The organism is Pseudomonas sp. SDO5215_S409, from assembly GCF_054071325.1.
In genome coordinates this window covers 96,411-106,564 of sequence record NZ_JBSVWN010000015.1, presented here as the reverse complement: position 1 = coordinate 106,564, position 10,154 = coordinate 96,411, and the positions used below count along the sequence as shown (strand labels likewise).

10 protein-coding genes are annotated in these 10,154 nt (G+C 61.0%); 4 read left to right on the top strand and 6 right to left on the bottom strand.

Translation table 11 applies throughout. The features are described 5' to 3' along the window. The first annotated feature begins 108 nt into the window (after nt 1-108). Entirely contained in the window at nt 109-597 is a 489-nt protein-coding gene (locus tag ACW9H9_RS11070) for an RDD family protein (RefSeq protein ID WP_457343093.1), read from the top strand. A 34-nt stretch (nt 598-631) separates the two neighbouring features. Here ACW9H9_RS11070 and nadA read toward each other — a convergent pair whose 3' ends face one another. The 6 genes from nadA to ACW9H9_RS11040 form a co-directional block, all read right to left on the bottom strand. Then, nucleotides 632-1,690: a quinolinate synthase NadA gene (nadA, locus tag ACW9H9_RS11065; RefSeq protein WP_457343094.1), complete on the bottom strand. Its 1,059-nt coding sequence runs from the start codon at nt 1,688-1,690 to the stop codon at nt 632-634. Between the two features lie 228 nt (nt 1,691-1,918). Then, the gene (locus ACW9H9_RS11060) at nt 1,919-3,481 is read right to left on the bottom strand and encodes a lactate dehydrogenase (RefSeq protein WP_457343095.1); all 1,563 of its coding nucleotides are present in this window, start codon (nt 3,479-3,481) and stop codon (nt 1,919-1,921) included. A 132-nt stretch (nt 3,482-3,613) separates the two neighbouring features. Beyond that, a complete protein-coding gene (locus ACW9H9_RS11055; protein WP_457343096.1) occupies nt 3,614-4,900 on the bottom strand; it encodes an OmpP1/FadL family transporter in 1,287 nt (428 codons plus the stop codon). 146 nt (nt 4,901-5,046) lie between these two features. After that, nucleotides 5,047-5,520 (bottom strand): RidA family protein, encoded by a 474-nt coding sequence (locus ACW9H9_RS11050; RefSeq protein ID WP_457343097.1) that lies wholly within the window; start codon nt 5,518-5,520, stop codon nt 5,047-5,049. 121 nt (nt 5,521-5,641) lie between these two features. Next, nucleotides 5,642-5,872 (bottom strand): hexameric tyrosine-coordinated heme protein, encoded by a 231-nt coding sequence (locus ACW9H9_RS11045; RefSeq protein WP_457343098.1) that lies wholly within the window; start codon nt 5,870-5,872, stop codon nt 5,642-5,644. A 20-nt stretch (nt 5,873-5,892) separates the two neighbouring features. Continuing rightward, the gene (locus ACW9H9_RS11040; RefSeq protein ID WP_457343099.1) at nt 5,893-6,885 is read right to left on the bottom strand and encodes a catalase family peroxidase; all 993 of its coding nucleotides are present in this window, start codon (nt 6,883-6,885) and stop codon (nt 5,893-5,895) included. Nucleotides 6,886-7,038: 153 nt separating this feature from the next. On the opposite strand from ACW9H9_RS11040, the gene ACW9H9_RS11035 reads away from it, so the two are divergent. The 3 genes from ACW9H9_RS11035 to pstS all read left to right on the top strand — a co-directional run bounded on the left by ACW9H9_RS11035 (nt 7,039) and on the right by pstS (nt 10,141). Next, nucleotides 7,039-7,665, top strand: coding sequence for a helix-turn-helix transcriptional regulator (locus tag ACW9H9_RS11035; protein WP_457343100.1), 627 nt, complete (start codon nt 7,039-7,041; stop codon nt 7,663-7,665). 121 nt (nt 7,666-7,786) lie between these two features. Beyond that, nucleotides 7,787-8,929: an FMN-dependent L-lactate dehydrogenase LldD gene (gene lldD, locus ACW9H9_RS11030; protein ID WP_457343101.1), complete on the top strand. Its 1,143-nt coding sequence runs from the start codon at nt 7,787-7,789 to the stop codon at nt 8,927-8,929. Nucleotides 8,930-9,124: 195 nt separating this feature from the next. Beyond that, nucleotides 9,125-10,141 (top strand): phosphate ABC transporter substrate-binding protein PstS, encoded by a 1,017-nt coding sequence (pstS, locus tag ACW9H9_RS11025; RefSeq protein ID WP_457343102.1) that lies wholly within the window; start codon nt 9,125-9,127, stop codon nt 10,139-10,141. The last annotated feature ends 13 nt before the right edge of the window (nt 10,142-10,154 follow it).

Below are 10,154 nucleotides of genomic sequence, written 5' to 3'. Positions count from 1 at the left end.
CGAATTCTTTTTCATGAAGATCAAGAATGACTTTCCCGGTAATCCGTGAAGAACCCTTTTTATGGGCGTTGTCCCGTAAAATGGCGTCTTTTGCCTGAGAGCCCTGCCATGCCGAACCCTCTGCTGAGCCCCCAGGGCGAGTTTCCCGCCGTTGGCCTGGGCCGTCGCCTGGCAGCGATGTTCTATGACGCGCTGTTGTGCACCGCCCTGCTGATCGTCACGACGTTTATCTACAAACTGGTATGGATGGCCTTTGTCGGCGAAGCCCGGCTGCGCGAGCTGTCTGAAGCGGGCGCGCTGGACGGTGATCCACTGCTCTCCACGATCCTGTTTTTTGTGCTGTTTGGCTTCTTCGCCCACTTCTGGACCTATTCCGGGCAGACCCTGGGCATGCAGGTCTGGGGCGTGCGGGTACAGAACGCCGACGGCTCGCGGATCAGCCTGTGGCAGGCGCTGTTGCGCTTCGTGGTGGCGATTGCGTCGGGGTTGTGCGCAGGGCTGGGGTTTATCTGGTCACTGTTCGACCGGCAAAAGCGCAGTTGGCATGACATCTATTCCGACACCCGACTGGTGCGGATCCCCAAGCACAAAAAATAGGGAGCAGGCGCGCCGGCTCCCCACTTGCGGCAGGTCAAGCGTTGCCAGCCAGCTTCAGGCGCGCCGCCTGAGTGAAGTCCAGCATGCGCTTGAGCGGGCGCACGGCCTGCGGGATCAACGAAGGCTCCACGAAGATTTCGTTGGTGCCTTCACGCAAGCACTGCAGCGTGCGCTCCAGCGTGTTCATCGCCATCCACGGGCAGTGCGCGCAACTGCGGCACGCCGCGCCATTCCCCGCCGTCGGCGCTTCGATAAACACCTTGTCCGGGCACACCTGCTGCATCTTGTAGAAAATGCCGCGATCGGTGGCGACGATAAACGTCTTGTTGGGCAAGCGCTGCGCTGCCGCGATCAACTGGCTGGTGGAACCCACCGCGTCCGCCAACTCGATCACCGAGGTCGGGGACTCCGGGTGCACCAGAATCGCCGCATCCGGGTACAGCGCGCGCATGTCTTCCAGTTGCTTGGACTTGAACTCTTCGTGGACGATGCACGCCCCGTCCCACAGCAGCATGTCGGCGCCGGTCTGGCGCTGGATGTAGGTGCCCAGGTGTTTATCGGGGCCCCAGATGATGGTTTCGCCGTTGTCCATCAGGCTTTCGACGATTTCCAGCGCACAGCTGGACGTCACCACCCAGTCTGCACGGGCTTTGACCGCCGCCGAGGTGTTGGCATACACCACCACCGTGCGCTCGGGGTGTTGGTCGCAAAACGCCGAAAACTCATCCACCGGGCAGCCAAGGTCCAGGGAGCACGTGGCCTCCAGGGTGGGCATGAGGATGCGCTTTTCGGGGGTGAGGATCTTGGCCGTCTCGCCCATGAAACGGACACCGGCCACCAACACGGTCTTGGCCGGATGGGCGGCGCCAAAGCGTGCCATTTCAAGGGAGTCGGAGACACAACCACCGGTTTCTTCGGCCAGGGCCTGAATCACCGGGTCGCAGTAGAAGTGAGCCACCAGGACCGCGTCCTGAGCCTTGAGCTCGGCGGCGATGGCAGCGCGGTAGCCGGCCTCTTCCTCGGCGCTGAGCACCTTGGGCTGTTTGGCGTCGAGGTGGGCCTGGACCAGAAGGCGTTCGGAAATATGCGTCATGTTCGCAAGACCTGCAGGCGCAGTTGCGCGAAAATCGAGTGTACCACCGGCTCTGGAGCCCATCGGGCGCCGCCGGACGAAGTGGTTGTGTTCATCAAGCACGGGTGAAGCTGCGCAAGGCTACAGAATATCGAGGGGATGCAAAAGCCAAATATGGCGGGGCAATGCCCGTCAGTCAGGGCTGACGGGGCGGGAGCACGGCGCTCGTTGTTGCTGAGCCAACGCCCTCTAGCGCGTGAGGCCAGCAGGGTCGCTTTGCAACATTACCGATTGGTGCATGTTCGCCAAGGCCTCATTGAGCGTGAACGCCTCCAGCGCGTCCTTGGACTTGCGGCCTTCACGCGCCGCGTGCTCCAGCAGCGCCACGTAGTCGCGCTTACTCGACGCCTCTTTGGGCAACGACACATCATCCACCAACTGGCCCATCACGTATTGCTGGGTGCGGGTGTTCTGGCTGGCGGTTTGCTCCACCGCGGCCTTGACGAGTTGGCCGTCCTTGTAGCCGATACTGGCTGAGCTGCTGGCCTTGTCTTGGATCTGCACATAAAGGTAGTTCTGCGACTCGGCGGTGCTGCCCAAGGCTGGGGACTTTTCACCGCGCAGGCCCTGGTGGTAGCTGGCGGACAGGCTCGACTGCTGCGTCTGGTCGATACTGCGGTTTTGCATGTCCCGTCCGCCCACCCGCGTTTTTTGCACGATCTGATAGGCAAAGCTGTCTATTTCCGACGGGCGCATGGGGTTGGGGGAATCGCCCGCCTGGCTGATGGACGCCTTGAAATCCGCAAGACCGCTCAACAAGCTCTGGTCTGAAGGGCTGCGGGTCAACGCCACGGGTGCTGTGGCGCTCTGCGGGTAGTGGCTGTTCAGCGCGCTGAACGCGTCTTTGAACAGGCCCATCAGTGCAGGGTTGGCGTTGCCTCGGGCCTGGGCCTGGTCAAACTGGCTCAGGTAGCTTTTCAGCGCCTGGGCCTGTTGTTTCGCGTTGCCCAAAAGGGCGGTGTTTTTCAGGTCGACCGCCACGCTGATTTCACCTGCGGGGCCGCTCATGCGTGTGGTGCGGCCTTGGCTGTCGGCATGAAACGCCAGCGTCAGGTCCTGGCCGTCCACTTTCAATTTGCCGCTCAGGTCGATCGAGGCCAGCACGCTGGAATCAAACCGGGTCAATTTGCCCAGGTCCAGCTTTGGCGGCTGGGCCGTCAAGCCATCGATGGCCCCTTGGAAGGCCTCGCCCAACGTGGCGATTTCCTTGAGTTCGGCGTCGCTGAGGCTACCGCCGTCAACGTTGGCCTGTACACCCAGGCCGCCGTCCTGGCTGGCCAGGCTGAACGTGACAGTTTTGCCACTGGCGGTCTTGACGCTGAGGCTGGCTAGGTTGTCGGCCTTGCTGTGCAGCAGGGCCTGCTCAGTCTTGAGTTCGGCAACGTTCTGGGTTTTGGCCGTGGTGGAACTCAACAGGGATTGGGAAATGTTCGCGCCGCTCTTGGCGAATTGCCCGACCAAGGTCGCGCCCAATCCAGAGAACCGTGAGGCGGGCGAAAGCGCAGAGAAACGGTTGCTGATCGCCTCGCTTACCGCATCACCGCCGTCACGTTCCCACACCTGAACCGGCTCCTGGCCGGGCAACAGTCCCCGTCGGGAATAGGTGTCGACCGCCGTCGCCACGGCGCCAAGGCTGACCACCGAAGAAAGCCGCGTCGTGACACCCGCTGACGGTTGCAAGGTGGCAGGCGGCTCTGCGTTGCGTACAAAAATGAGGGGAGTTGGATGACGGATGGGCGTAAGCGTGGTCATGACGGTCCCTGTCTTAAAGCTTGATACCGCTCAATTTAGCCAAGACAGGGACCGATTGACAGCCAATGCACCCGAATAGATAGCAATAAGCCATTCCCGCAAGCAGGGACTGCTGCGGGTTACGCGCGCTTATCAGAAGCGGTAAGTCACCGAACCACCGAAGCCATTGGCGCTGTTGTCATACTTGGCATCGTACGTCAGGCCCAACGCGGGTTGGTTTTGGCGGATTTTGATCGGTTCTTCCTTGAGGTAGGAATAGGCGACATCAAAGGTCAGGTTGTCGACAGGGGTCCAGCCCGCGCCCACGCTGAAGACGGTGCGATCACCCGTAGGAATACGTACCGAGCGGTCCGTGTTGTTGGTCGGTGTCTGGTCCACAGTGAACCCGGTCCGCAGTACCAGTTGTTTGTTGACCCGGTAGGCCGCGCCGATGGCGTGCGACCAGGTGTCATGCCAGTGCTGTTCTTCGGTGATGGAGTCCAGGCCGGCCAGTTCGCTGGCGAGGTCGGACACGCCTGAGTTGTTGACCGTGATCTTCTTCAACTGGCTCCAGCGGGTGTAGGTGCTGCCCAGGTACAGGGTCCAGTCGTCGTTGAGTTGCTGGGTGACAGAGAAGTCGACCGACGACGGTGTGGTGACATTCAGCTTGGCGTCATAGCGCTGCGGCCCGCCGTCCACCAGGTCGGTGAGAAAGCCCGAGGCATTGGTCTTGCCGGTGAGGTGATAGACCACTTGCGAGTGGTAGGTCACACCGATGCGGGTGCTGTCCAGCGGCTGCACCAAAATACCGGCGTTAAAGCCGGTGGCGGTGTCGTCACCCTTGATCTTGACGGTTTCGGTGCCCAGGCCAAAGGCCGGCACTTTGGAGTCCAGTTCGCCGCTGATTTTGTTGAAGGTCGGGCCGAAACCTACCGACACCTTGTCGTTGAAGGCATAGCTGACAGTCGGCTGGACGGTGATGACTTGAACCTTGCTTTTGTTACCAAAGCCATTGCCCTGGAAGCTGTGTTCATAGTCGGTGATCAGGCCAAACGGCGCGTAGATCCCGAGGCCAAACGCCCAGTGCTCATCGATCGGCGTCACCAGGTAGCCAAACGGCACGGCAATGCCGGGCACCATGTCGCCCTTGTTGGTGCCAGGGTTATCGGCACCGAATTGGGAGGAACTGGCGTCCTTGATATCTGTTTTGGCATCCAGGTAGGTGGCACCCAGGCTGACTTCGTTGTGCTTGAGACGGGACATGCCCGCCGGGTTACCGTACACCGTGCTGGCATCTTCAGCGGAAGAGGACCGGCCAGCGTAGCCGGTGCCCATGCCGCTGACGCTTTGTTCGTTCAGGGAGAAACCACCGGCAAACAGCTGAGTGGAGGCAACAGCAACGGACAGCGCCAAGGCGCTTTTGAGGAGTTTTTTATTCATTATTAGAACTCGAATGATGGGGCAGCGGCCAAAAGCTAGCAATGTTCGAGCAGGGCGATTATGAAGTTTTTTTCATCCGCGTTATTGTCCGACAATCCTACTGTTTTCAAAGACTTTGGCCGCTTTTCTATTGCGTTTTCAGACCTTTAAACCGCAACCTGACTGCCCGGTTTCATCTCGAAAACACTGTCTATTTCCACCGCAATTCCCATCGGTAGCGAGTACACGCCAAGGGCACTGCGCGCAGGCAACTTGTCGGCGCCGAACAACGCCTGCAACACGTCACTGGCGCCGTTGGCGATGGTGGGATGTTGAGTGAATGACTGCGTTGCGCGCACATACACCGTCAACCGCGTGCAACGTTCGATGTTGTCCAGGCCACAGGCCTGTTCCAGGCAGGAGAGGATCATCAACAGCGTCAGGCGCGCCGCGTATTGGCCCTGTTCCACGCTGATGTCGTCCCCGACGATGCCCGTCAGCGGCTTGCCGTTCTCAAAAGGCCCCAGGCCCGAAACGTGCAACTGATTGCCCGACACACTGACGGTGCGGTAGGAGCCAAGGGGGTTGATCGGGGCGGGCAAGACGATGCCCAGTTGCTGTAGACGCTCGGCGATGCTCATGGCGGGTGCTCACGGTGCAGTGGTTGAAGGACGCCACTGTCCCACACCCGCGTGCGAATTTGCAGCCTGCGCCTGCGCTCTTTGCGAGGGGCTTTGCATGCGCCCCCCGCAAAGACCACCGCTAGCTTCGCCAGTAGTGATTGGCGGCCGCAATGGTTGCAAACTCGGTCGCGACCACCTGACCGATGCTGATCAGCATGGCGGCGTCATTGGCATACACGCCCCGTAGACGGTTGCGCACTTCGTCGTCCGGCTGCGTGGCCTTGATCACCAGGCGGGCCATCTTGATCGCGAGTTGGCGGCCCTCTTCGGGGGTTTCGGTGATCAGTGAATTGTTCGGTATCAAGCTCATCAGGTTTTTCCTCTTATTGTTTATTGACGACGCCCGAAAGAAATCGGGTAAGCCGCCGAACGTGCGTTGATCATCGGGTCTTGCACTTCGATGCCCGCTGGCACGTTGTTGGGCAGGAACATCAGGCTTTTCTGCGCGGCGACGTTATCAGCCACGGCCTGGGTGATGCTAATGGTGCCCAGTTCTACCAGGCGGTGGCTGTCAGACCAGGTGGTGGACGGGTCGTCCAGCTTGTCACCGGCCTCGGCTACTTGAACCACCAGTTTGAACGCGACCGGTGCCTTGGTGAGGCGCGCGTGGATTTCGTCGCTCAGGTAATCAGGCTTGGCGTCTGCCGCTTGCGCGTCGGTGAGGTAATGCGCGCCGCTGACCGGCAGGAACTGGTAGCGACCAAACGTGACCGTGCCCGCCTCATTGATAAACCGGAAGGTGTTCACGCCAAAGTACGGCAGCGTGGCGAAGCTCTGCGGCGCGGGCTTGGGCGTGGTCAGGAAGGTTTTGGCAGCCGGGTGGCTGGCGAGGTAGCCGTCCAGCGGGGTGGGCTTGGGGGCATCCGGGCCGCTGGTGCCAAGGGCGATCAGCAACTCGCGAAAGTCATCGGCAGTGGGCGACGGAAAACCGTTGAACGAATGGGCGACGATGTCGGTGGAGCCCCCATTGGGCAAGGTGAAGCGAATCGCCATGCCCCGCGGGCTGGCCAGGCCGTGGTTGTCGGGGATGTCCGGGATACCGGCGAAGTCGGAAAACCGTACCGTGACCGGAACCTGGGTGGTCTGCAAATGCGCCGCCTTACTGATGGACGCCGCCGACGGGCTCGGGGTGAATTGGCCTTCCAGCACCACGCCCTTGGCGTGAACCGCACGCGCGCCAGCGTGTTTGCCGAATACGCCGTTGAGGGCATCGACCAATTGGGTGGGCGTTGAGGATTGCGCAGGTGCGTCTTGCGCCGCTGCGTTGCCGATCAGCGCAAGTGCAACCGGTAAAGCCAACAGCAGGTGACGGGAGTTTTTCATGGTACGACCTGTGGGGTGGTGGGTGAATTGAGCGGATTTTAATCACCAAAAAACAATAATAACAATAAATTTTGTCATTATTGTTTTTTGTCCCGTTGTTTCACGTCACGGCGCTATACTCGCCTCCCCAGCCCACCAGCGAACCCATCTGCCGTGAGTACCAAAAGTGACATCCTGAGCCTGTTGCAACGTGAGCCACTGACCGTGGTGCAGCTCTGCGAATACCTCGCCGTGACCCGCAACGCGGTGATCGTGCAACTCAAGCAGCTCGAAGCCGAGGGGCTGGTGCGTCGTAGCAAGCTTAGGCCACGCCATACCGTCGGCAAGCCGCCGGTGGTCTTCGAGGCCGCCCCGGGTAGTGAAGACGTCACCTCCACCGCTTACCAGATTTTGCTGAGCAACCTGCTCGCCGTGCTCAAGGACCGCTACAGCGCCCAAGAGCTGGGCGACGTACTGGAACAGACAGGCCGCCAACTGGCGCAGAGCGCCGGCCTTGCCCACCCCAAGGACTTTGACACAGGCCTGCGCGCCGCCATGGCGGCCGCCGACTCGCTGGGCGCCAGCACCGAAGCGGTGGTGCAGGACGGTGGCGTGATGGTGCGCAACTTCACCTGCCCGGTGGGCAGCGTGGTGCGCGAGGAACAGTGTGTGTGCCGGGCAATGGCCGCGTTTTTCTCCGAAGCCACGGGGTTCCCCGCGCGGGAGGAATGCCTGCGGGAGGACCGGCTGATTTGCCAATATTTCATCCAGAAAAACGCAGGCTCAGGCGACAGCGCCTAAGCGCGCGGCCCGGCGGGTGTATTCCATTTTCGACTGCAATCCAGTTGAAAAAGTTGTTTCAAGCCTGAAATACGTTTGTCTATGCTCCACTCACCGTATTCCCGCTGGGGCCTGCCTGTTCATGATCATTTCGTCCGCCTCGGATTACCGCGAAGCCGCACGCCGCAAACTGCCGCGCTTTCTGTTCGACTACATCGACGGCGGCGCCTATGCCGAACACACCCTTCGGGCGAACAGCTCAGACCTTTCAGGCATCAGCCTGCGCCAGCGCGTGCTCAGAAACGTCGCCGACCTGAACCTGCAAACCACCCTGTTCGACCAGCCGCTGGCAATGCCGCTGGTGCTGAGCCCGGTGGGCTTGAGCGGCATGTTTGCGCGCCGCGGTGAAGTACAGGCGGCCCAGGCGGCAGCAGGCAAAGGCATTCCCTATTGCCTGTCGACCGTGTCGGTGTGCTCCATCGAGGAAGTGGCGTCCCAGAGCGCGCAAGCCATCTGGTTTCAGCTGTACGTGCTCAAAGACCGTGGCTTCATGAAAAACGCCCTGGAACGGGCGCAAGCGGCGGGCGTCACCACGCTGGTATTTACCGTCGACATGCCGACCCCGGGCGCCCGCTACCGTGATGCGCACTCGGGGATGTCGGGCCCCTACGGCGCGCAACGGCGGATGTTGCAAGCCCTGACCAAACCGGCCTGGGCACTCGACGTCGGCCTGCTCGGCCGCCCCCATGACCTGGGCAACATCTCCCGCTACCTGGGCAAACCCACTCACCTTGAGGACTACATCGGCTGGCTGGCGAACAATTTCGACCCGTCCATCAGTTGGAAAGACCTGGAGTGGATCCGCGACGTCTGGAAAGGCCCGATGATCATCAAAGGCATCCTGGACCCCCAGGACGCCAAGGATGCCGTGAGCTTTGGCGCCGACGGCATCGTGGTGTCCAACCACGGCGGCCGGCAACTCGACGGTGTGTTGTCGACGGCCAAGGCATTGCCTGGTATCGCGCAGGCGGTGGGCAGCGACCTGACCGTGCTGGTGGACTCGGGCGTGCGCTCCGGGCTGGACGTGGTGCGCATGCTCGCCCTCGGGGCCCGGGGCGTGTTGCTGGGACGCGCCGGTGCCTACGCCCTGGCCGCCGACGGGCGCAGGGGCGTGGAAAACCTGCTGGAAATCTTCGCCAAGGAAATGCGCGTGGCGATGACGCTCACGGGCGTGACCTCGATCGAGCAAATTGACGAATCGATTCTGGTCAACGGGCGTCTCTGAGCCCGGGCACCTGCAAACCCTCCGGCCTAAGGCCAATACCGGGGCCGCTTGGCCCCGCCCACACGTCGAGTTATTTCTAAATATTTCCTCATAAAGCAAAACTGTCACCAAACAGCAACATATCGAGAATTAAATCGTCACGTCCCAAGACAGGTGGAACGTTCCACCGAGCCCTTTGATTGAGGTGTTGTCGTGATGTTGCTGACCAAAAAGAGTCTGTCCGTTTTGTTGTCTGCCCTGTGCCTGAGCGGTGTCGCTCACGCCACCGACGTGACCGGCGCCGGCTCCAGTTTCGTCTATCCGGTGCTGTCCAAGTGGTCGCAGGATTACAGCAAGACTTCCAGCAACCGTATCAACTACCAGTCGATCGGTTCCGGCGGCGGCATCGCTCAAATCAAGGCCGCCACCGTCGACTTCGGCGCCTCCGACGCCCCGCTGTCGGCTGACGACCTCAAGGCCAGCGGCCTGGGCCAGTTCCCGAGCGTGATTGGCGGCATCGTGCCGGTGCTGAACGTGGAAGGCGTTGCGGCCGGCAAACTGAACCTGGACGGCGACACCCTGGCCAAGATCTTCATGGGCGACATCAAGGCCTGGAACGACCCGGCCATCGCCGCGCTCAACCCCGGCCTGAAACTGCCAAGCGCCAACATCACCGTGGTTCACCGCTCTGACGGTTCGGGCACCTCCTACAACTTCACCAACTACTTGGCCAAAGTCAGTGACAGCTGGAAAACCAAAATTGGTTTCGGCACCACCGTGCCTTGGCCAGTGGGCGTGGGCGGCAAGGGTAACGAAGGTGTGTCGGCCTACGTGAAGCAGATCAAAAACTCGATCGGCTTTGTGGAATACGCCTACGCCCTGCAAAACAAAATGGCCTACGCCGACTTGAAAAACGCCGCCGGCAAGTTTGTCGAGCCTAACGCAAAAGCGTTCCAGGCCGCCGCTGACACCGCCGACTGGGCCAGCGCCCAAGACTTCAACCTGATCATGACCAACGCGCCAGGCGAAGGCGCATGGCCGATCACCGCCACCACCTGGATCATCATGTACAAGCAGTCCAAGAACGCCGAGCAAAGCAAGGCCGCCTTCGACTTCTTCAAATGGTCGCTGGAAAACGGTCAACAACAAGCGGCGGCCCTCGATTATGTCGCGCTGCCAAGCTCCCTCGTGACCCGGATCGAAGGTTACTGGAAGTCTGATTTCGCCCACTGATCCGAGCCCATGA

Bases quoted from the DNA above. Each gene is read 5' to 3' on its own strand.
- ACW9H9_RS11070 (WP_457343093.1), top strand. From the start codon at position 109: ATGCCGAACCCTCTGCTGAGCCCCCAGGGCGAGTTTCCCGCCGTTGGC.
- nadA (WP_457343094.1), bottom strand. From the start codon at position 1,690: ATGACGCATATTTCCGAACGCCTTCTGGTCCAGGCCCACCTCGACGCC.
- ACW9H9_RS11060 (WP_457343095.1), bottom strand. From the start codon at position 3,481: ATGACCACGCTTACGCCCATCCGTCATCCAACTCCCCTCATTTTTGTA.
- ACW9H9_RS11055 (WP_457343096.1), bottom strand. From the start codon at position 4,900: ATGAATAAAAAACTCCTCAAAAGCGCCTTGGCGCTGTCCGTTGCTGTT.
- ACW9H9_RS11050 (WP_457343097.1), bottom strand. From the start codon at position 5,520: ATGAGCATCGCCGAGCGTCTACAGCAACTGGGCATCGTCTTGCCCGCC.
- ACW9H9_RS11045 (WP_457343098.1), bottom strand. From the start codon at position 5,872: ATGAGCTTGATACCGAACAATTCACTGATCACCGAAACCCCCGAAGAG.
- ACW9H9_RS11040 (WP_457343099.1), bottom strand. From the start codon at position 6,885: ATGAAAAACTCCCGTCACCTGCTGTTGGCTTTACCGGTTGCACTTGCG.
- lldD (WP_457343101.1), top strand. From the start codon at position 7,787: ATGATCATTTCGTCCGCCTCGGATTACCGCGAAGCCGCACGCCGCAAA.
- pstS (WP_457343102.1), top strand. From the start codon at position 9,125: ATGTTGCTGACCAAAAAGAGTCTGTCCGTTTTGTTGTCTGCCCTGTGC.